Consider the following 21,395-nt stretch of genomic DNA (forward strand, 5'->3'; position numbering starts at 1 on the left):
CGCGTGTATAACGGGATGACGACCTCACCATGTGTCGCTTCAATAGGTGTATACGGTGAAGCCGCAGTCACAGATGCACGGAATGTAAAACGGCCACCCGCAGGCAGCCGTCTTGATGAAGCTTCGTAATGTGTTGTTACAAGCGGTGTTGTTACAAGCCGGTCGTTACAAGCGTGTTGTTACACGCGCGCCTTTTCAGGTCAGTTCAATCTCCACTTCCCCAAGGCCGTCGATGTGCCCGCGCACGACGCCCGCCTGGTCCAGCCTGTGCGCGCCGACATACGAACCGGTGGTAATAGTCCATTCGGGTTCGATCGTAATGCCCATGGCGGCGCAATGGTTGACGAACCACACCAGCAGTTCGCGCGGGTCGCCGGCCGGATTACCGGTGGCTTCCGGCAGTAGCGAAGCGCCGTCGAAGCTCAGTTCCAGTTCCGGCGACACGAAGTCGAAGCCGCGCGCGAGCCCGGCATAAGCGACCGGCTGCCCTGTGATCAATGCACCGTTGTTCTGGGCGTCGGCGAGTTGCGCGAGCGGCGCGACGTTCGGCCACTCGGCGAAGCGGCTATCGACGATCTCGATGGCCGGCAAGACGACGCCGACCTTGGAGAGCACCTCGTCGCGCGCATAGGCCCGGCCGCGCGGTTCGATGGCCTCGGCGAAACGGAAGGCGATTTCCAGTTCGACCAGCACCCTGAAGAAGCCGTCATGCGCGACGCGCGCCGGCGATCGAAACACCAGCGAGGCCGGAATCGGCGCGCCCGCGGCAGCGCCGCCCGGCGCTTTGGCGCCGATCTTCCAGGCGCCGGTCGAGTCGCCGAGACCTGCGATGACCGCCTGCTGGATCGCGTAAGCGGTTGCCGCATCGGGCGGCAGGCAGTCGGGTGCGGGCGCGTCGATCGGGCGATGCTGCCGGCGTGCTTCGACGAGGCGGTTCGCGAGGTCGTATGGCGTCATGTCGGTCCTTTGTGGCTGGCGCATTGAGCGGTTGGTTGTGGCGTGCTGGTGGGGGGTGACCACACGTCGGGCCATGCGTTGGGCTAGGCATTGCAGCGCTCAAAGGCGGCGCAGGCACACGCGCGGGCCAAGGGGCCAACGGCGCTTGCCGCACACCATGCCGGGCAGCGTTCACCAGGCACAGTTGCTTCGGTGCGTCCGTCAATGTACCGGATCATGGCGCTCGCCAGGGCGCCGACTGACGGCGCAAACGTTACTTAATGCGCACGCCATAAAAAAAGACCGCGAATGTCTGTGCAATCGCGGTCTTTTGAAGCGAGGCAGCGTGCTCTTTCACAGCGCCTACCCATCTAATGGGATTGGCTGCGGCGCCGGGAATGAATGTTGCGCGTGCCTTGCGCTCAGAACGTTTCCCAATCCTGATCGCCGCCCGCGCTGGCGGTCGCTTTAGCAGGCGCGCGTGTCGTCGCGGCGGCGGGCTGTGCCGCCGCCGGCGCGTTCGTCGCGACCGCGGCGTGCGGCGCGGGCTGCGCGGCGCGAGTGTGCGAGACCTTGCGCGCGACCACCGAACGCAGCGGCGTCGATGCGCGCTTCGGCGGCGTACTGACGGGCGCCTTGTAACCGCTTTCTTCGAGGTGGAACACGGCCACCGCGGTACGCAGTTTGCCGGCCTGATCTTCGAGCGACGACGCCGCGGCCGCCGCTTCTTCGACCAGTGCCGCGTTCTGCTGCGTGACTTCGTCCATTTGCGTGACGGCGCGCGCCACCTGATCGATCCCGCTGCTCTGCTCCTCCGAAGCCGCGGCGATTTCGCCCATGATGTCGGTCACGCGCTGCACTGCGCCGATGATCTCGGTCATGGTGCGGCCGGCTTCGTCGACCAGCGCCGAGCCCGACTGCACGCGCTCCACCGAGGTGTCGATCAGTTCCTTGATTTCCTTCGCCGCCGCCGACGAACGCTGCGCGAGACTGCGCACTTCACCGGCCACGACCGCGAAACCGCGCCCTTCCTCACCGGCCCGCGCCGCTTCCACGGCCGCATTCAGGGCGAGGATGTTGGTCTGGAACGCAATCCCTTCGATGATCGAAATAATGTCGGCGATCTTGGCCGAGCTTTGATTGATGTCGCCCATCGTGCCGACCACCTGGCCGACCACCGCGCTGCCCTTGTTGGCGATCTCCGACGCATTGGCCGCCAGCGAACTCGCCTGGCGGGCGTTGTCGGCGTTCTGCTTGACCGTGCCGGTCAGCTCTTCCATGCTCGACGCGGTTTCCTGCAGCGCCGACGCCTGCTCTTCGGTACGCGAGGACAGGTCGATATTGCCGGCCGCGATCTGACGCGTGGCCGTCGCAATCGATTCGCTGCCGCTACGCACGGTACGCACCGTTTCGGTGAGACTGCGCTGCATTTTGGCGATGCCGTCGAGCAACTGCCCCATTTCGTCGCGCGAAGTCACGACGACCGGGCGGCGCAGATCGCCCGCCGCAATCGCGTCGAAATGGCCGAGGGCGGCATCGAGCGGCCGGGCGATCGCGCGGCTTAAGGTCAGGTACGAGATCACCGCCGCCAGCACGCCGATCAGCAAGGCGCTCATGCTGACCATGCGAAACACGCCGAAGCTGCTTTGCGCGGAGTCGTAGCCCTCTCTCGCCGACGTGAACTGGTATTTGCGCAACACGTCGTCGGAATTGGCGAGGTCGTTGTAGGCGACTTGCAAACGCTTGGCGCCGTCGACCAGTTTGGGCGAGTCGCTCGCGGCGACGATCGTCGCGAAGGCGTCCATCTGCTGATGCAGCGCCTCACGTTTGGAAACGACGTCCTGCGCAAGGCGGTCTTCGTCCGGCTCGCGCGACATGTCCATGTACTTCTTCCACCACATGTCGGACGTGGCGCGCATGCCGCGCGCGCGCTCGAGCGTCGCCGCCACTTCCGGCGTGCCGATCATGAACGCCGCGCGATCGAGCGCGAGGCGCTCGCGCGCGGCGAAAAGCTCGGCGTTGCCGATATCGACCGCACTCGGCATGGCGTTGGTGAACGTGTCCTTATAGGCGTCGTTCGAACGGCTCATGCCGAACAGACCGAATACGCCGATGGCGACGAGCAGCGCGGCGAGAAAAGCCATCGTGAGGCCAATCCGCGCCTTGATCGTAATGCCCTTGTTCAACATGCTTGTTCCTGTGCTTTGACAAAATGAGAGGCTGCGTCCGCAGCGCGGTTTGGCGTGTGGCGTCTGCGTCATGGCGCGTTTTTGACGGCGCGCTCTAATAGTTTTGTTTACGGCAGAGCGACTGCGTACTTGAAGGATTTATATGGTATGAGGAAAGACGCGGTAAGCAACGGAATAAATTACAAATTGCTGACGAAGTGGGATGCGCAGGCCGTTGATGCGGAGCGGGGAGCGGCTATGGCCAAGGGTCGGCCGAGAGAGACGCCATGCCGATGCGGCGGTTGGCGGTGTGCTGACGGCATTTAGTCGCAGGTCTGGATTCCGCGGGACGATAGGGAGCGCCGCAAGGCTGAATCCGGCCGGCTTATCGCTTTCATGGCTCAGCAAGAGCAAGCGCCGAAATACGGTTCAGCGCCGGGATTACGCGCGCCATTCCAGCGCTGTATTGAACAGCGCTTCGGGGTCGCCGACGTGTTCAGCGGCCCGCGCTGCGGGTGAAAATCGAAGGCGACGCGTTGCGCCCAAAGAATGGCCTTGCGCGAGCAACCGCTCCGCTAGCCACAAATGCGCGTTTCAAATCCGCGCATCACATCGCATCCAGTCAGGCGGCCAGATCGCGCTTGGCCGCGCCGGCCCAGGTGGCGGTGGATTCGCGCACGATCAGCCGCGGCGACACCACGCGCCGGCGGCCCGGCGCGCGTGGCGTGCCCGACGAGGTCCCGGCAATCCGCTCGATCAGCGTCTGCGCGGCCATATCGCCGAGCGCGCGCACGGATTGCCCGACCGTCGAGAGCGCCGGATAGGTGAAACGCCCCAGTTCGATATCGTCGAAACCGATGATCGAGCAGTCGCGCGGCACGCTGATATTACGTTCCGCGGCGGCCCGCAGCGCGCCGATGCCCATCATGTCGTTGCCAGCAAAAATCGCCGTTGGCCTGATCGTGTCGAACAGTTGCGCGGCCGCGCGGTGGCCGCCGGTGCCCGAAAAATCGCTTTCCACGATCGCGTCGGGCGGAATCTCGATGCCGCGCTCCGTCATCGCGCGGATAAAGCCGTGCACGCGCATCGCGCTGACCGCCGTCTGAATCGGCCCGGTGATGCAGCCGATCCTTACATGCCCCAGTTCGAGCAGATGCCGGGTCGCCAGATAGCCGCCCTTCTCGTGGTCGATCTGCACCAGATCCGCGTTCAGCCCTTCGATGTTGCGATCGAGAATGACCAGCGGCTCGTGCGAGTCGGCGAGCGTCTGCGCGAGCACGGCGTCGTCGCCGGCGGACGCGACGATCAGACCGTCGATGCGCTTTTCCTGCAGCACGCGCAGGTAGTTACGCTGCTTGGCCGGATCGTCGTCGGAATTGCAGAAGAAGACGCAGTAGCCGTTGCGCGAACAACCGTCCTCGATGCCGCGCGCCAGTTCCGCGAAGTACGGGTTCGTGGCGTTCGGCACGACCAGCCCGATGGTCGCCGTGGCCCGCGCCTTCAGCGAGCGGGCCACCGCCGACGGAACATAGTGGAGCTGACGGATCGCGTGCTCGACCTTCGCGCGCACGTCCGCCGACACCGGCCGCGAGTTGTTCACCACGTGCGATACCGTCGTGAACGACACGCCTGCCGCAGCCGCTACATCCTTGATCGTCGCCATAACCTGTTGCTCTCCCGCCTGTTTTACCCGCCGGCCGCGCCACCTGGCGACCCACCGGACGTCTCATCGAAGACCGACCCAATCCATGAATTCTTACGCTTTACCGCTCACGACGCGCTGACCGCCCCGCTTGCGTTACTTTGCCGGCTGACGGTGACCGTCACCGGTCAGGCCCGCTTGCGGCGGCTGCGATACGTATCCAGCACCACCGCCACCACGATCACCGCGCCGGTGATCATCCGCTTGGTCGGCTCGTTCGCGCCGATCTGCGCGAGGCCGGCCGCCAGCACGGAAATAATCAACACGCCGAAAAAAGTGCTGATCACCGAGCCGCGCCCGCCCATCAGGCTCGTGCCGCCGATCACCACGGCCGCGATCACCTGCAGTTCCACGCCTTGGCCCGCATTCGGATCGGCCGCTTCCAGACGCGAAATCTGGAACAGCGCGGCCAGCCCCGAGAGCGCGCCCATCAGCGCGAACACGATCACCTTGTACGGCCGCGGGTTGACGCCCGCGAGCCGCACCGCTTCCTCGTTGGTGCCGATGCCGACCAGATAGCGGCCGAACACCGTGCGCGTGAGCACCAGTTGCGCGATGACCATCACCGCCACCGCGATCAGGAACGCCGGCGAGATGCCGAGCGCGATCGGGTTCGACAGGAAGTCGAACGCGTCGCCGATATAGGCGGTGCGCGAATTCGTCATCTGATACGCCATGCCGCGCGCTGCTTCCAGCACGCCGAGCGAGACGATGAACGACGGAATCCGCCAGCCCACCGTCACCGCGCCGGTGATGGTGCCGGTCAACGCCGCCGCGGCGACGCCGAGCACGGCCGACGGCAACGGCCCCCAGCCCCACTTCAGCGCCGCCACGCTGACCACCGACGCGCCCAGCGCCAGCACCGATCCCACCGACAGATCGATCCCGGCGATGATCAGCACGAAGGTCATCCCCACCGACATCACCACCAGATCCGGAATCTGGTTGGCGATCGTGCTGAACGTGTCGTAGGTCAGAAAGTGCGAACTCAGCAGCGAGAACAGCACGATCATCCCGAGCAACGCGCCGGCAAGCCCCAGGTAATTCGAAAAGCCCAGCCGCGTGCCGGCCGGTTTGCCGCTCGCGAGCGGCGCCGACGGATCGGCCGGCGGTGTCACGCTGCCCGTGCCGCCCGCCGTACCCGGCTTGTCGCCCGACGCTTCCCGCAACGGTTGATCGTTCATGACGCACTCCCTGCTTCGCTGGTGTCGGGGGCGGCGTGCAGCAACGCTTCGCGGCTGCGATAACCGGCAAAAGCCGCGGCCAGCAACGCATCCTGCGACCAGTTATCGCGCTCGAACACACCCGTCATACTGCCCGCGGACATCACGCCGATCCGGTCGCAGATCAGCATAAGCTCACGCAGGTCGCTCGACACCACGACGAGCGCGCGCCCTTCACGGGCCAGCGCACCCATCAGGCCATAAATATCGAACTTCGCGCCGACGTCGATGCCGCGCGTGGGTTCGTCGAATAACAGCACACGGCAATCGCGCGCCAGCCAGCGGCCGATCACCACCTTCTGCTGGTTGCCGCCCGACAGTTCGCCGACAATCTGCCCCGGCCCCGACGTACGGATTCGCATCGCCGCGATCTGCGTCTGCGCCAGCGCGTTCTCCCGCTTCGCGTCGACGATGCCGTGCCGCGCTACGCTGCCGATATTGCCCAGCGACACGTTGGCCGCGATCGGCTGCGGCAGCAGCAAGCCTTCGCCTTTACGGTCCTCGGTGATGAGCGCGATGCCCGCGCGCACCGCGTCCGAAGGCGAAGCGATTTGCACCGGCGTGGGTGGCGCGCCCGGCGTTGCCGCCAGCGAAACGGTGCCGCTATCCTTCGGATCCGCGCCGTAGATCAGCCGCATCAACTCCGTGCGGCCCGCGCCGATCAGGCCGCTGATGCCGAAAATTTCCCCCGCGCGCACTTCGAACGACACCTCGCGGACCACCTTGCCGCGCGTGAGCCGGTCCACTTTCAACAGCGGCGCGCCGATGTTGCGCACCCCCAGATCGATCCGCTCGCCGAGTTCCCGGCCGACCATCCATGTGACGATTTCGTCGCTGGTCAGGTTGGCCATCGCGTCGACATGCACCAGCCTGCCGTCGCGCAGCACCGCGATCTGCTCGGCCACCCGCGCAAGTTCTTCGAGCCGGTGCGAGATGTAGACGAGTGCCACGCCGCGCGCCTTCAGCCGGTCGATCTGTTCGAACAGCAGATCGACTTCGCGCGCGGTCAGCATCGCGGTCGGCTCGTCGAGGATCAGCACGCGGCAGTCGTCGATCAGATTGCGCGCGATTTCCACCATCTGCTGATGGCCGATGCCGAGCTCGCCGACCAGCGTGTCCGGATCGATCGCGTCGAGCCCGACCTGCGCCATCGCCTGGCGCGCGTCTTCGCGCAGCTTGCGCCGGTCGATCCAGCCGAAGCTGAACGCGCCGGCCCGCGGCAAGCGGTTCAGGAACAGATTTTCGGCCACCGACAAGGTCGGAAGCAGATTCAGTTCCTGCATCACCATGCGCACGCCGAGCGCCTCGGCCTGAGTGCGGCTCGCCGGCGCATACGGCACGCCGCCGAGTTGCATCGTGCCGGCGGTCGGCTCCACCAGCCCGCCGATGATTTTGGACAGCGTACTCTTGCCCGCGCCGTTCTCGCCCGTCAGCGCCAATACCTCGCCGGCGCGCAACGACAGCGAAATGTCGGCGAGCACCGGTTCGGCGTAGGTCTTGCCGATGCCGCTGACAGACAGGACGGCGGGCACGGCGTCGTGATCGGTTGAGTCCATCGCAATCCTGGTTCCGGGGCGGCAGCCGCGACCTCATGCGATGCGCTCGAATGAAGTTGCGGCCCTTGCGCCCCTCGCGCCCCGTGTCATGCCGGCCCAATGCGCGCAATGCGCAGGCGCTAACAGCCACGCAGCCTCCCGTCGCGCGGCACCGTCATGACGCTTACCTCTGGAATTAACGGCGGCGCGGCAGGTTTCTTGAGCGTTTATTGAATAGACGCGGGTTTGCGAGCGCAAGCCAAGCGTGGAGCATGAAACGGCGCCGCAAATCCGCGTACCCGACCTACCCCGGCACTGACCGGGCGATGCTTACTTCGTGACCAGATCGCACGGCGTTTCCACCACGCCGGAGAGTTCCGCCTGCTTCTTGTGTCCGCTGAGCGCCTTCAGCGCGGTGTCGATACCGAACACCGCTTGCTTGGCAGCGTACTGATCCGCGGTGGCGAGCACGCGGCCGTCCTTGAGCATCGGCTTGATCGCATTGATGTTGTCGTAGCCGACCACCAGCACCTTGCCTTGCTTGCCCGCTGCGCGCACGGCCGAGACCGCGCCGATCGCCATGTTGTCGTTGCCGGCGAGGAGCGCCTTCAGGTTCGGATACTCGTTGAGCATGGCCGAGGCCACCGCGTTGCCCTTGTCGATTTCCCATTCACCCGATTGCACCGAGACGACCTTGGCGCCGACCTTCTGCATCGCGTCCTTGAAGCCCGCGGTGCGCTGCTGCGCGTTGGTAGTAGTCGACACGCCTTCGATGATGCCGACCTCGTCGCCCGCCTTCAGCTTCTTCGCCAGGTAGTCGCCGACCTTCTGCGCGCCCTTGCGGTTATCCGGGCCGACGAACGGCACGTTCAGGTCTTTCGACTTGAGCACCTCCGGGTCGAGCCGGTTGTCGATGTTCACGACGATGATGCCCGCGTCCACCGCTTTCTTGACGACCGGCACCAGCGCCTTCGAGTCGGCCGGCGCCAGCACGATCGCGTCGACCTTCGACACGATCATCTGCTCGACGATGCGGATCTGGTTCGCCGTATCGGTCTCGTCCTTGATGCCGTTGGTGATCAGGTCGAACTGCGACGGGTTGTGCTTCTGATAGTCCTTCGCGCCGGTCTCCATCGTGAGGAAGAACTCGTTGGCGAGCGACTTCATCACCAGCGCCACCTTCGGCTTATGAGCCGGCGCGCTCTGCGCGTAAGCGGAGGACAACGGCAAGGCGGCGGTAGCGGTAGCGAGGACGGCGGCCGTCAGGATGCGGCGGCGAATGCGTTGGCTCATGCATATCTCCAAGAGTCTGTCAGGCTCGCGACGGAGCCTTATTTTTAATTAGTGCGCAAACGTTTGCGAGGCTCATTCTCAGCGCAGTCTATTCTGATTGTCAACGACGCGCGGTGTTGCAGTGCATCGGCACGTGGCGCCGCGCGGCGCGGATGTGCGCCTCGTCGAATCGGAGCGGCGCGCTGTTTTGGCGCGCCGGCAGGTGGCGTCTGGCAAGGTTCCTCGCTTGGTCCGTGCGTGGCGGATTGACCGTCGGCTGCAAGATCGCAGGCCGACGGGCCGCCTATGCTGGACTTTTATTGCGCGCGATGCAAGCGCGAAGCGGCGCCGGGGAACGCCGGCCAACGCAGCCCCGCCCGCATCAAAGCCAGCCGGCCTTCCGGAAGCGCCAGTACAGCACGAGGTCGACGCTCAGCATGACCAGCAGACAGATCGGATAGCCGTACTGGTAGTGCAACTCGGGAATGCTCTGGAAATTCATCCCGTAGATGCCGGCGATCATGGTCGGCACCGCGAACAGCGCCGCGAACGAACCGAGCCGTTTGGTCACCTCGCTCTCGGCCAGCGAAATCATGCCGAGGTTGACCTGCACGGCGGTGACGACCATTTCGCGCCGCCCGTCGATGATCCTGACAATCCGTTCGAGGTGGTCGTAGACATCGCGGAAGTACGCCTGCATGCCTTCGCAGATGCTCGGAATGCGGCCTCCCGTCAGTTTGCTGATCGCTTCCTGCAACGGCGCGATATGGTGCTGCAGGATCACGAGGCGCCGCTTCAGCGAGTACAGATCCTGAATGATCGCGCGCGACGCCGCCGAATTGTTGCGATCGAAAATGCGGTCTTCGAGCGCTTCGATCTCGCTGTTCATCGCCTCGATGATCGGGAAATAGCGATCGACGATGTCGTCGGCAAGCGCGTACAGCACGAACGCCGAGCCTTCCTTGAGCAGTTGCGGCTCGCGCTCGCAGCGGGCACGCACGTTCTGAAAGCCGGCGCGGGTGCCGCGCCGCACCGACAGCACGTAATTGTCGCCGACGAACACGTCGACTTCGCCGATCAGCAGTTCGCCCTCTTCGTCCATTTCCACCGTGTGCATCACGGCGAACAGCGACTCGCCGTACTCCTCGATCTTGGGACGCTGATGGCCGTTCTGCGCATCTTCAATCGCGAGTTCGTGCAGGCCGAACTCGTGTTTCATCACGCCCAGTTCGCCCGGGCCCGGGTCCTTCAGCGCCACCCAGACGAAACACTCGGGCCGCGCCACGTAGTCGCTGATGCTATCGATGTCGATGTCTGCCAGCTTCCGGCCGTCCTGATAGGCGGCGCAATTGATCAGCATGTTGGATTACCTTGAAAACGGAACAGACCGGCCACACGCTTACGATACGTAAGCCTGGCGGCGGCTCTGCATGAACGGACTTGCGTTAGCCGCCATGTTAAGGGCTATGCGTGAAGGCCATGTATCGAATTGTTAAGCCTCGCGGCCGACGCTGCGCCACGCCCGGCACGCGGGGCATTTCTATTGCGTCTATCACACTCCATCGCTGCTATTGCGCGACCCGGCGCAGCGCGATGCGATGATCGTCGCCGAACGTGACCGACGCGCGGTTGGAGTAGCGCGTATCGGCGATGACCGTGAAGCGCATTTCAACCACCGGATCGAACTGCGTCGACACGCCGATGCGATGCACGCCGGGGCTCAGATAAAAAACCACATGCTCGCCGTTCATCAGGTCAGTGACCTGCTCGCCGTCGATGTAGACCAGCGCGTCGCGAAACCGGACGATCACGTCGCGGGAACGCTCACGGCGCACGTCCACGGCGACCAGCCCCGCGCCCGGCTCCGTGTAGCCGGGCTGGACGATGCGCGCGGCCGGCACCGGCTTGAACGGCACCGGCTCGGCGGGCGTCGAGGCACAGCCGGCGAGCACGCCGAGACTTAGCGCGGCAAGCGCGCCCAGCTTCGCGAATGCGGCCAATGCGGCCGGGGCGGCTTGGCGGCGGTGGTCCGGATGCGTCGGCATGCTGGTCTCCCGTGTTGTTGGTTTTGGTCCTGCTCGTGGAGGTCTTCTTTCCGATCGGGATGCTGAACGATGCCTGGCCGTCCTGATTGCTGCTGCCCGTTGCTGCCCGCTGCTACTGCCCGACCTTTGCCATGCATCATAGCAACGCGCGCCCGTTCTGCCAGCCTGGCCGAACGGCCGACCCCGCGACCTCTTGCACGGCGGCGAGTTCTTCTTCATGATCGTTGCAACGGGCGATTCCCTCGGCTGCCGCGTGCAAGCTCCACGTTGCGGACTTACCCTTGCTTCCGGCGCACACCTTCACCCGCCGGCATCTCGCCATCGCTCTGACGGCAATGTGAAACGCTTCAGGTCCGGCCTCGTCCGACATACGACCAAGGAGACTGCAATGTGGTATTTCACCTGGATTCTGGGCATTGGCGTGGCGTTGGGCTTCGGCATCATCAACGTGATGTGGCTGGAGGCCGGCGACAAGTTCACGCGTGACCCGCAACGCGCCCGCGCCGTACCCGCCACACCCGAGGACGCGCCTTCGTGACTCATCTGGTTTTCATCTGCGGTCACGCGGGCACCGGCAAGACCACGCTCGCGAAGAAACTGCTCGGCCCGCTAATGAAAGCGAGCGCGACGCCCTTCTGCCTGCTCGATAAAGACACGCTCTACGGCGGCTACAGCGCGGCCGCCATGGCCATGCTGACCGGCGATTCGAACGACCGCGACAGCCCGCTATTCCTGCAGCATCTGCGCGATCCCGAATATCGCGGCCTGCTCGATACTGCCCGCGACAATCTCGAACTCGGCGTCAGTGCGCTCGTGGTCGGGCCGCTCTCGCGCGAAGTACGCGAGCGGCGTCTGTTCGATCGCGCGTGGCTCGGTGTTGGTACGGACGTGACGCTGCGGGTCGTATGGGTCTTTACGTCGGAAGAGATGGCGCGTCAGCGGATTCTGGCGCGCGCCAATCCGAACGACGCGTACAAGCTTGCGCACTGGGACGAGTACCGGCAGCGCCGTTTCGAGCCCAGCGGCGACATCCGCGACGACCTGTTGATGTTCGACAATACCGCGCCTGCTTCGGCGGACTATGAAGCTCTGCTCGCGCGCATCGTCGGCGAGCCGCGGGCGGCGACGCTCATGCCGCCGGTGCCTGTGTAGCGCAGCGTCGGCATCGATAAAAACGAAAACGCCCCGAGAATATCGGGGCGTTTCCTCGGCTCTCTGCGAAGCCTTCCTGGTTGCTCACGGCAGACATTTCATGCGCGTTGCCGCATTGCCGCGTTGTCGCACGGCCCTCGGTGCCGATCCTTCAGACCGTCGCCATCGTCTCCAGTGCCTGCCCTTCGTACAACTGGCCGAAGCGGTTCGCGAGGAAATCGCGCAGCGACACCTGCTCCTGGCGCACGAAGCCCTTCTGCGGCAGCTTCTGTTCGCGGAACAGATCGAGCACCGCGCACATCGCGCCGGCCGTGGTGATCTGGATCGCGCTCATCGGCACGCCGCACACCGTCTTCGCGAAGATCTTGCGAGTGAAGACTTCCTGCACCAGTTGACCGTCGCGCATGCCGCTCACCGTGATGAACACCAGCACCACGTCTTGCGCCGTGGAGGGCACCGAGCGGCGCATGATGGTCTTGAGCGTGTCGCGGTCGCTGGCAAGACGCAGGTCTTCGAGCAGGAACTGCATCAGGTTGCGGTGACCCGGATAGCGCACCGACTTGTAGTCGAGCGACTCGACCCGTCCCGACAGCGTCTCGCACAGCGTGCCGAGGCCGCCGGAGGTGTTGAAGGCTTCGTATTCGGTGCCGTCGAGCGAGAAATGTTCGAGGCCTTCGAGCGGCTGCACCCACTGCGTGCGGCTGTCGCGAATCGCTTCGCACGGCTGGCAGTACTCGTTGATGAGACCGTCGACGCTCCACGTCAGGTTGTACTTCAGCGCGTTGGTCGGGAATTCCGGCAGCGCGCCCACGCGCATCTTGACGTCGCGGATTTCCGTGAAGCGGTTCGCCAGTTCGTGCGCGGCGATGCCGATGAAGCCCGGCGCGAGACCGCATTGCGGCATGAAAGCGTGATCGGCGTCGTCGGCGATCGCACGGATCGCATGCGTGGCGCGCACGTCTTCCGTCAGATCGAAGTAATGCACGCCCGCGCCCTTGGCCGCCGAGGCCACGTTCACCGCGAGGTAATACGGCAGCGCGTTGATGAGCGCGTCGAAGCCTTGCACGGCGGCGCGCAGCGCGGCGGCATCGGCGGAATCCACGCGGTGGGTCGGAATGCCCTGGGCGGCGAGTTTGTCGAGCGCGTGCTGGTCGCGGTCGAATGCGACGACGTCGTAGTCGCCGGTCTCGCGCAACATGTGGGCGATGGTGTGACCGATCAAACCTGCGCCAACGATGGCTACTTTCATGCGCTTCTCCTGATTATTGTGTGCTGTCTCCAGCTCTGGGAAGTGCGCTGCGCTCGTGGCGCGGCGCCCGGCGGGCTGTACCCTTCAGCAACAGTTTAGGGAGAAGCAAAAACAGTTCATACGCGCAAAATGCTGCGGTATGACCATGAGGTTCGACGTTATGACGAACCAGTCAGTCAATGTGTCGAAAAAGTATAAAAATGGGGTAAACGTCAGGCGTCGCTCACACCATGCCGCGATCGATCTTGCGCGCCAGAATGATCGAAGTCGTGGTCCGCTCCACGCCTTCCAGTTCGCCGATCTGATCGAGCAGATCGTTCAGGCGATCAGGCGAATCGGCGCGCAGCCACGCAACGTAATCGAACTCGCCGCTCACCGCGCACAGCAACTGCACCTCCGGCATCTTGCCGAGGCGTTTCTGCACGGCAGGCCCATGCTTCGGCGCGATGATGATGCCGACATAAGCCACGATGCTCGAGTCGAGCACGTCCTGGCCGAGCCGCACGCTGTACCCGGCGATCACGTTGCTGCGTTCGAGCCGCGCGATGCGCGCGATCACCGTGGTGCGCGCCACGCCGAGCTGGCGAGCGAGGTTGGCGACGCTCTCGCGAGCGTTCGCTTGCAGCAGCGCAACGAGGTTGCGGTCGAGGTCGTCGAGTTGGTCGAGGCGCGGTGGTCTCATCGAGGGGAAAGGAAGTGGCTCAGGTGAGGCGGATTATCGCGCGTCTTTATCGGCAAATGGAGAAGTCGGCGAGTCGATTGCCATCAACACGCCGACAGGGATCGCACGAGATGTCACCAAATGGCAGGCGTTCTGCGCATCACGGCAGCGCATGCGCCGCGAGGCTCATACACCGAACCGTTCGACCACGAAATCGATAAAGCTGGTCAGCTTGGGCGTGGCGCGGCGATCGCGCGGATACAGCAGATGGACCGGCGCGCCATCGGGCAAATAATCTTCCAGCACCGACACCAGTTCGCCGCTGGCAATCTCTCTCGCCAGCAGCGCCTCCGGCTGCAACACCAGCCCGAAGCCATGCAACGCGGCCACCTTGAGCGCCTGGCCGTTGTTCGCGCGAAACCGTCCGGCGCGCAACTGGCATTCGTCCGCGTTGTCGCCGCCGAGACGCCACAAACCTTCGCGGCCCCAATGCAGAAATCCGAGACATTCGTGATGCATCAGATCCTCCGGCGTGCGCGGCGTGCCGGCCCGCGCCAGATACGCGGGCGACGCGCACGCGCGCATCCGGTAAGGCTTCAACGGCCGCGCCACGAAACTCGAATCCGGCAGGCGGCCAATGCGCACCGACGCGTCGAAGCCCTCTTCCACCAGGTCGATGATACGGTTCGACAGATCGAGTTCGAGCGTGATGTCGGGCCATGCGCTCAGGAACTCGGTCATCGCCGGGGAAAAGACTTCCACGCCGTAGGTGAGCGGCACCGTCACCTTGAGCACGCCGCGCGGCGCGGCGGCCATCGCCTCGGCGAGCGACTCGGCCCCTTTCACGTCGGCGAGAATGCGCCGGCATTGCTCGTAATACTGCCGGCCGATCTCCGTCAGACTTTGCCGCCGTGTGGTGCGCGTCAACAGCCGCGTGGCGAGCCGCGTTTCGAGCGAACGGATATGCTTGCCCACCATCGCCGACGAAATGTCGAAGCGCTCGGCGGCCGCGGTCAGGCTGCCCGCCTCGACCACGGCGACGAAGATTTCCATGCTGACGAATTTGTCCACCCGCTATTTCCTGTTCGTTTCGGTTGTAAGCGTTTGTCGCATAAGAGCCGCATTGTAGGGATATCGTGATACTAATAGCGGCGACGGCAAAGTGGGCAGCCGGCCGCCGTGCATCGTCATGACTCGCGCATGACTGACGCACCACGGGCCGCTCGCTCGCAAGCCTTGTCCCAATTCGAATAGACATCAGGAGTTTCGATGAAAAAAGCACTGGTAATGCTGGCCACCGCAGTCGCCATGAGCGGCGCATTCGCACAAACTTCCGCGCCGGCGTCGGCACCGGTGAGCGCCGCTTCCGCACCCGCCGGCAAGGCCGGCCATGAGCGCAACGTCGAAGACCGCATCGCCTACCTGCATTCGCAACTGAAGATCACCTCGGCGCAGGAATCGCAGTGGAACGCATTCGCCGACGTGATGCGCGGCAACGGCCAGACGATGGGCCAACTGTTCCAGCAACGCCGGGCCGCCACCAACGTGTCGGCGCTCGACGACATGAAGCAATACGCGACGATCGCGCAAGCGCACGCGGACGGCATGAAGAAGCTCGTCGATGCGTTCGATCCGCTGTACAACAGCTTCTCGCCGGAACAGAAGAAGCTGGCTGATGTGACCTTCCATCAGCCGGGCGGCGTGGAAGGCCGTGGTCATCATGGCAAGGGTAAAGGCGGCAAGGCCGCGCCTGCTCCGGCAAGCGACGCCACGGTGAAGCCGTAAGTATCGAAACCCGCTTGCGCGCAGTGCCGGTTGTTCACGCTGCGCGCGGCGGATATTTTTTGCCATGTGCGGCAGAGGTTCGCCCTCACGCTTGCCGCACGTCGAACTTTCCTGCCGTCCACACCACGGTCCGGTTCGTCCCGCACCTGCGATTTCCGCGCGGCAAACAGACGATCCGCGCCGCCATCCATCGCAAAAGAAACCGGTCGCCAGATGCATCTGGCATGATGCGAGTCGTACGCGGCCCGAAGACTTCAAGTCCGGCGCGGCCGTCAAACTCTCCACACCTGCTCGCTTCATGACCGAACTGAAAAATCTCGACCTGAGTCAAGACGCCGACGCCTGCCGCGTCGTCAAAGACGAAACGGTCAGCGTTGAATTCGCCGCCGCCGAAGGCGAACTGATGAGCCTCGAAGGCCCCAACCGCTATGTCCGCGGCGACGCGCTGATCACCGGCTCGACGGGCGACCGCTGGGTCGTCTCGCGCGCACGCTTCGACGCCAAATACGTCCCCGCCGACGCCGCCGTCGTGCACGGCGAAGCCGGCGCGTACCGCAACCGCCCCGCCGTCGTGCTGGCCAAACAGATGCACGAGGCGTTCACGCTCGCGCGCTCGGCAAACGGCGGCGACGTGCTGCGCGGCGTCGCCGGCGACTGGGTCATGCAATACGCGCCGGGCGACTACGGCGTGGTACAGGCAGCCCGTTTCGCGAAGGTCTACCGGCTCGCCGATTGAGCGGGTTGAGCCGATTGAGCCGATTGAGCCGGTTGCGCATGGGCATCAGGCGAACTCGTCGCCGAGGTCCACGGTGACATCGCGCGGCACCGCCTCGCCATTCGCATACTGTTCTTCGAGCGAGCCGATGCTCGCTTCGACATACGCGCGCAGCACCGCGAAACTGCGGCCGCGCAACCGCGCCGGCAACGCGCGATAACGCGCCAACGCGGCCGGGGCGGTCACCACGGTCATCACGATACGGCGCGCGGTAGAGCCGAAACGCATCGCCACCCAGTGAATCGCCAGCGTCGGCGTGCCGTCTTCCGCGGCGCGCTGAATGAACTGTGTCTGCTCGGGAAACAGATCGCTGATGACACGCGCCAGTTCCTCGAACTCGGGATTGGCGCAGTCGTATTGGTAAGCTTCTTCCATTGAAGTGTGCCGAAAGGGTGGCCTTGAAAAGAGGCCGATTGTAGAGAACGGTTGACGGTGCAGGATGGGGCGCGTTTCATGCGCGCCATCGCGCGGTCTTCAAGCAGCCTTCACGCCGTCTTCGCGCCATCGTCACGCACGCACAAAGCGGCCATCAAGCGGCCACCACAGGACGCCTGTACGCCCGGAACAACAACCCCGCGACGATCACCGCCCCCACTGCATACAAGGCGTCCACCGCCGCAAGCGGCACGAGCTGCGCCTGAAACATCGCCGCAGGCACATCCACCAGCGCATGCAACCCGATCGCGAGCGGCAGTATGCCGCGCCAGCCGGCCCGCAAGCCGCGCCACATCAACACCGACAAGCCGATCTGGAACACCAGCGCGGCCACTCGTTCGAGCGCGAAAATGCCCGCCGTCTGCGGCGTCAGGCTGGCGAGAATCAGGTGAATGCGCATCAACGAATCGGTCGGCAGATTGCTCAGATAGCCGTCCAGTTGGCCGCGGTTTTCGAAGACCGCGAACAGGATCCATTGAATCTGCACCAGCACGCCGACAAGCCATGCTTCGGCGCCGCCGTGGCCGAGGCCGTAGGTCAGCGCGGTGCCGTCGTTCGTGCCCGCCGCGAGCGACGTGGAGCCGGCCTTCGCCGCCGCCCGCCTGAGCAGCAGCCGCATGCCGATGAAGCGCCCCACTTCCTCGCAAATACCCGCGGCCAGCGCGCCGTACACCACGAAGGCGAGCGGATTCGACAGGAAGTTCGCGGTCGCTTCGTTCCGATGCAGCACGTAGTCGTTCAGCGCGCGCTCGATCACCATGGCGAACAGCGCGAACACGGCGATGCCGGTGATGGCGTCACGCGGCTTGAGCGCGAGCGGCCGGCGCAGACGGCGGTAGATCAGGAAGGGTAAAGCGGCGACGAGCAGCGTCGCGAGGGCGAGGCTCGAGAGGGTAAGCGGTGCAACTACCATGAGTTTCCTTGCGATGACCGGCGCGCACCCGCTGCGCGCCGCAGCCCGAATGATCGCAGATCGGCGGGCATTCAGCGCAAAGTGGAGGCGCGGACGATCAATTCGCCCGGCAGAAGACAGTCGCGCGCGATGGTCTGTACGCCTTCGATACGCTCGTGCAGGAACTCGACCGCACGGTAGCCGATCTCGTAGGTCGGCTGGCGGATCGTGGTGACGCCGGTCAGTTCGGCCCAGTCGGGGTCGTCGATGGAAAGCAGCGCGACGCGGGCTTGCCAGTCGGCGCCGTAGCGCGCTTTCAGATGCAAGGCGAGGCATAGCGCGACGGGCGCATTGGCCGCGAACAGGGCGATGCGCGCGGCGTTGCCCGTGGCGGCGGCGGCATCGCTCGCTTGAGCGGCTGCGTCGATCGCGCGGTCCAGTTCAGCGAGGCTGCGCGCCACCTCGTCCGCGTCCGCGAGGTTGAGCACCAGCGTGTGACCACGCGCCGCGCTCTTGCCGCGTTGCTCGCCTTGAGCACTCATCGCCTCACGAAACGCCGCTTCGCGCAGTTGCCGCGAACTGACCTGCTCGAAAGGCTGAACCACGAACCAGATCTCGTCGAAACCATTGTCCAGCAGATGCCGCGTACCAAGTTCAGCCGCCGCCCGGTTGTCGAGCCCGACCATATCCGTGACGAGCCCATCCACCGAACGGTCCACCAGCACCGCCGGAATCCCGCCGCCGCCCACCGGCCGCAGCGTTTCCTCGCGCACGCCGAGCGCATTGACGATCACGCCTTCCACCCTGTACGTGGTGAGCAGTTGCAGATAGCGCCGCTCCATCTCGACTTCGTTTGCCGCGTGACAGATCAGCGGCATCAGCCCGAGCGCGTGGCATGCCGCTTCCACGCCTTGCAGCACTTCGACCGTGTAGGGATTCGTGAGGTCGGCGAGCAGCATGCCGATCAGGCGGTTGCGGCCGCGCTTGAGGCCGCGCGCCATCTGGTTGGGCTGATAGTCGAGGCGCGCAATCGCGGCTTCGATGCGCGCGCGCAGTTCCGGCGACAGCACGCTCATCTCGCCGTTCAGATAGCGCGAGATGCTGGTCTTGCCGGTGCCGGCTTCGCGCGCGACGTCGGTGATCGTCGCGCGGCGCGGCGCGGCCTGCGGCGTGGTGCTCATCGGCTCCTCTTCGATAGGCTCATTTGGAAAGCACTTCGCGGTTGACGATATTGCTGGTCAGCGTGCCGTCGAGCGCGGCGACCAGATTTTCCGCCGCATTGCGCGCCATCGCGTGACGGGTTTCATGGGTCGCCGAACCGATATGCGGCAGCGCGACCACGTTCGCCAGCTTCAGCAGCGGCGAGTCGGACGGCAGCGGTTCGGTCTCGAACACGTCGAGACCGGCGCCGTGGATCGTGCCGTTCTGCAGCGCCTCGATCAGCGCCTTTTCGTCGACGGTCGCGCCGCGCGAGGCGTTGATCAGGATCGCGCTTTTCTTCATCGACTTCAGCTCGGCCGCGCCGATCAGATGCTTCGTTTCCGGCGTCAAAGGCACTTGCAGGCAGACAAAATCTGCCGTGGCGAGCAGTTCCGCCAACTCGACGCGCCGCGCACCGTAAGCCTCTTCGGCCTGCGGGTTCGCGCTGCGGTTGGTGTACAACACCTTCATGTTGAAGCCGAGCGCCGCGCGCCGCGCCACCGCGCCGCCGATCCGCCCGAGCCCGACGATACCGAGCGTCTTGCCCTGCACGTCGACGCCGAACAATGCCGGGCCGATGCTGTGCTGCCAGTGCCCCGCCTTCACCCATTCGGCGAGTTCGACCACGCGCCGCGCCGAGGCGAGAATCAGCGAGAACACCGTGTCCGCGGTGGACTCGGTCAGCACGTCCGGCGTGTTCGCGAGCACGATGCCGCGGCGCGTGAGATCGGCCACGTCGAACTGGTCGAATCCCACCGAGATGGTCGACAGCGCCTTGAGCCGCGTCGCGCCTTCGAGCATCGCCGGCGTGATCTTCACACTAGAACCGATGCCGCCGTCCGCGTCTTTCAGCGCGGCCACGAAAGCGTCGTGCTGCGTGGCATCGACCTGCACGACTTGCGCATGCTGTTGCAGATAGGCGAGCACATCTTCGGGCAACGACTTCCAGGCGACGATCTTCTTCATCAGCTTATTTTCCTTGCGACGGGGTGGCGTGCGGTGGCCGCATTGCTGCTTTCCTGCTGCTGCGGTTTGACGATCAGCGTCAGAATCACGGCGGTGACGAGCGCCACGCTCATGAATGCATACGACGCGGCGGGCGAACCGGTCGCGCCGTTCAGATAGCCGACCACATACGAGCCGACGAACGAACCGAGCGCGCCCATGCTGTTGATCAGCGCCATCGCGCCGCCCGCGACGTTCTTCGGCAGCAGTTCCGGCACGATCGCGAAGAACGGGCCATACGGTGCGTACATCGCGGCGCCGGCGATCACCAGCAAGGCATACGAGAGCCAGAAATGCGTGGAGCCGAGCGCGTACGACGCCGCGAACGCGACCGCGCCGACCAGCAGGAACGGCCACACGAAGACCTTGCGGCGGTTGAGTTTATCCGATGCCCACGAAGCTGCAAGCATCGCGATAGTCGCGGCAAGATAAGGCAGCGCCGAGAGCCAGCCGGTTTCGACCATGCCGAGCGTCGAACCGTTCTTCAAGATGGACGGCAGCCACAGCACGAAACCATACACGCCGATGCTCCAGCAGAAATATTGCGCGCACAGCTTGATCACCGCAGGCGTTTTGAACGCGTCGCTGTAGTTGCGCACCGGCTTGATCGCGGCCTGCTCGGCGCGCAGCGTTTCGGCGAGGTCGTCCTTCTGCTGCTGCGTGAGCCACGACACCTGTTGCGGCTTGTCCTTCACGATGAACCACCAGCACACGGCCCAGAGAATCGCGGGCGCGCCCTCGGCAATGAACATGTGGCGCCAGCCGAACGAATGCACCAGATAGCCCGACACCACCGACATCCACAGCACCGTCACCGGATTGCCGAGAATCAGGAACGTGTTGGCGCGCGAGCGCTCGCTCTTGGTAAACCAGTTGCTGATAAAGATCAGCATGGCCGGCATCACCGCGGCTTCGACCACGCCGAGCACGAAGCGGATCACCATCAGCGAGGGGATATTGCTGACCATGCCGGTGAGCGACGCGCAAGCGCCCCACAGAATCAGGCTCCAGAACACGAGTTTCTTGACGCTGCGGCGTTCCGCGTAGATCGCGCCGGGAATCTGGAAGAAGAAATAGCCGAGGAAGAACAGCGCGCCGATCAGCGACGACAGTCCCTTGCTGATGCCAAGATCCTGGTTGATGCCGGCGGCCGACGCGAAACCGTAGTTCGCGCGATCCAGATAAGCGAGGCTGTAGGTGATGAATACGATCGGCATGATCGTCCACCAACGGCGAATCGCAAGCGATGAGGTCATGGGGTGTCTCCTTGGACGGCTTCCCGAAACAATGATGGACGGTCTTGGGGCGCTCTGTTCGAGCGCTCTTGCTGTTATCGAAGTGGCTTGGTTCAACGCGGCTT

At 64.7% G+C, this 21,395-nt stretch carries 20 protein-coding genes; 4 read left to right on the top strand and 16 right to left on the bottom strand.

What is annotated here, in order from left to right:
* Positions 1-195 precede the first annotated feature (195 nt).
* The 8 genes from BPHYT_RS11195 to BPHYT_RS11230 form a co-directional block, all read right to left on the bottom strand.
* A complete protein-coding gene (locus BPHYT_RS11195) occupies positions 196-957 on the bottom strand; it encodes a hydratase (protein WP_012433255.1) in 762 nt (253 codons plus the stop codon).
* Positions 958-1,358: 401 nt separating this feature from the next.
* Positions 1,359-3,125, bottom strand: coding sequence for a methyl-accepting chemotaxis protein (locus tag BPHYT_RS11200; RefSeq protein ID WP_012433256.1), 1,767 nt, complete (start codon positions 3,123-3,125; stop codon positions 1,359-1,361).
* 601 nt (positions 3,126-3,726) lie between these two features.
* Complete coding sequence (locus BPHYT_RS11205) at positions 3,727-4,767, bottom strand: LacI family DNA-binding transcriptional regulator (protein WP_012433257.1); 1,041 nt, start codon at positions 4,765-4,767, stop codon at positions 3,727-3,729.
* 167 nt (positions 4,768-4,934) lie between these two features.
* On the bottom strand, positions 4,935-5,990 hold the full coding sequence (locus tag BPHYT_RS11210) for an ABC transporter permease (protein WP_012433258.1): 1,056 nt from the start codon (positions 5,988-5,990) through the stop codon (positions 4,935-4,937).
* Positions 5,987-7,585, bottom strand: a complete 1,599-nt coding sequence (locus BPHYT_RS11215; RefSeq protein ID WP_012433259.1) for a sugar ABC transporter ATP-binding protein — start codon at positions 7,583-7,585, stop codon at positions 5,987-5,989. The genes BPHYT_RS11210 and BPHYT_RS11215 overlap by 4 nt, the downstream gene beginning before the upstream one ends.
* Positions 7,586-7,894: 309 nt before the next feature.
* Positions 7,895-8,857 carry a sugar ABC transporter substrate-binding protein gene (locus tag BPHYT_RS11220; protein ID WP_012433260.1) on the bottom strand — a complete coding sequence of 321 codons (963 nt, stop codon included), beginning with the start codon at positions 8,855-8,857 and terminating at the stop codon, positions 7,895-7,897.
* A 361-nt stretch (positions 8,858-9,218) separates the two neighbouring features.
* Positions 9,219-10,196, bottom strand: coding sequence for a magnesium/cobalt transporter CorA (gene corA / locus BPHYT_RS11225; protein ID WP_012433261.1), 978 nt, complete (start codon positions 10,194-10,196; stop codon positions 9,219-9,221).
* Between the two features lie 208 nt (positions 10,197-10,404).
* Positions 10,405-10,881 (bottom strand): hypothetical protein, encoded by a 477-nt coding sequence (locus tag BPHYT_RS11230; RefSeq protein ID WP_012433262.1) that lies wholly within the window; start codon positions 10,879-10,881, stop codon positions 10,405-10,407.
* Between the two features lie 388 nt (positions 10,882-11,269).
* Between BPHYT_RS11230 and cydX the strand changes: the two genes are divergently transcribed.
* Positions 11,270-11,419: a cytochrome bd-I oxidase subunit CydX gene (gene cydX, locus BPHYT_RS36905; RefSeq protein ID WP_012433263.1), complete on the top strand. Its 150-nt coding sequence runs from the start codon at positions 11,270-11,272 to the stop codon at positions 11,417-11,419.
* On the top strand, positions 11,416-12,033 hold the full coding sequence (locus BPHYT_RS11245) for an AAA family ATPase (protein ID WP_012433264.1): 618 nt from the start codon (positions 11,416-11,418) through the stop codon (positions 12,031-12,033). Before cydX ends, BPHYT_RS11245 begins: the two co-directional genes overlap by 4 nt.
* A 151-nt stretch (positions 12,034-12,184) precedes the next feature.
* Here BPHYT_RS11245 and BPHYT_RS11250 read toward each other — a convergent pair whose 3' ends face one another.
* The 3 genes from BPHYT_RS11250 to BPHYT_RS11260 form a co-directional block, all read right to left on the bottom strand.
* On the bottom strand, positions 12,185-13,282 hold the full coding sequence (locus tag BPHYT_RS11250) for a saccharopine dehydrogenase family protein (RefSeq protein ID WP_012433265.1): 1,098 nt from the start codon (positions 13,280-13,282) through the stop codon (positions 12,185-12,187).
* Positions 13,283-13,505: 223 nt separating this feature from the next.
* Complete coding sequence (locus BPHYT_RS11255; RefSeq protein WP_012433266.1) at positions 13,506-13,964, bottom strand: Lrp/AsnC family transcriptional regulator; 459 nt, start codon at positions 13,962-13,964, stop codon at positions 13,506-13,508.
* Positions 13,965-14,129: 165 nt separating this feature from the next.
* Positions 14,130-15,014: a LysR family transcriptional regulator gene (locus tag BPHYT_RS11260; protein ID WP_012433267.1), complete on the bottom strand. Its 885-nt coding sequence runs from the start codon at positions 15,012-15,014 to the stop codon at positions 14,130-14,132.
* Between the two features lie 198 nt (positions 15,015-15,212).
* Between BPHYT_RS11260 and BPHYT_RS11265 the strand changes: the two genes are divergently transcribed.
* Positions 15,213-15,728 (top strand): Spy/CpxP family protein refolding chaperone, encoded by a 516-nt coding sequence (locus tag BPHYT_RS11265; protein WP_012433268.1) that lies wholly within the window; start codon positions 15,213-15,215, stop codon positions 15,726-15,728.
* 298 nt (positions 15,729-16,026) lie between these two features.
* Entirely contained in the window at positions 16,027-16,464 is a 438-nt protein-coding gene (locus BPHYT_RS11270) for a PGDYG domain-containing protein (protein ID WP_012433269.1), read from the top strand.
* 45 nt (positions 16,465-16,509) lie between these two features.
* On the opposite strand, the gene BPHYT_RS11275 is transcribed toward BPHYT_RS11270, so the two are convergent.
* The 5 genes from BPHYT_RS11275 to BPHYT_RS11295 form a co-directional block, all read right to left on the bottom strand.
* The gene (locus BPHYT_RS11275) at positions 16,510-16,878 is read right to left on the bottom strand and encodes a DUF3022 domain-containing protein (RefSeq protein ID WP_012433270.1); all 369 of its coding nucleotides are present in this window, start codon (positions 16,876-16,878) and stop codon (positions 16,510-16,512) included.
* A 154-nt stretch (positions 16,879-17,032) separates the two neighbouring features.
* Complete coding sequence (locus tag BPHYT_RS11280) at positions 17,033-17,851, bottom strand: YhfC family intramembrane metalloprotease (protein WP_012433271.1); 819 nt, start codon at positions 17,849-17,851, stop codon at positions 17,033-17,035.
* A gap of 71 nt (positions 17,852-17,922) precedes the next feature.
* Positions 17,923-19,011: a LacI family DNA-binding transcriptional regulator gene (locus tag BPHYT_RS11285; protein WP_012433272.1), complete on the bottom strand. Its 1,089-nt coding sequence runs from the start codon at positions 19,009-19,011 to the stop codon at positions 17,923-17,925.
* 19 nt (positions 19,012-19,030) lie between these two features.
* Complete coding sequence (locus BPHYT_RS11290; RefSeq protein WP_012433273.1) at positions 19,031-19,996, bottom strand: 2-hydroxyacid dehydrogenase; 966 nt, start codon at positions 19,994-19,996, stop codon at positions 19,031-19,033.
* Positions 19,996-21,291, bottom strand: coding sequence for an MFS transporter (locus tag BPHYT_RS11295; RefSeq protein WP_012433274.1), 1,296 nt, complete (start codon positions 21,289-21,291; stop codon positions 19,996-19,998). The genes BPHYT_RS11290 and BPHYT_RS11295 overlap by 1 nt, the downstream gene beginning before the upstream one ends.
* Positions 21,292-21,395 lie beyond the last annotated feature (104 nt).

This window comes from Paraburkholderia phytofirmans PsJN (genome assembly GCF_000020125.1).
Taxonomy (GTDB): domain Bacteria; phylum Pseudomonadota; class Gammaproteobacteria; order Burkholderiales; family Burkholderiaceae; genus Paraburkholderia; species Paraburkholderia phytofirmans.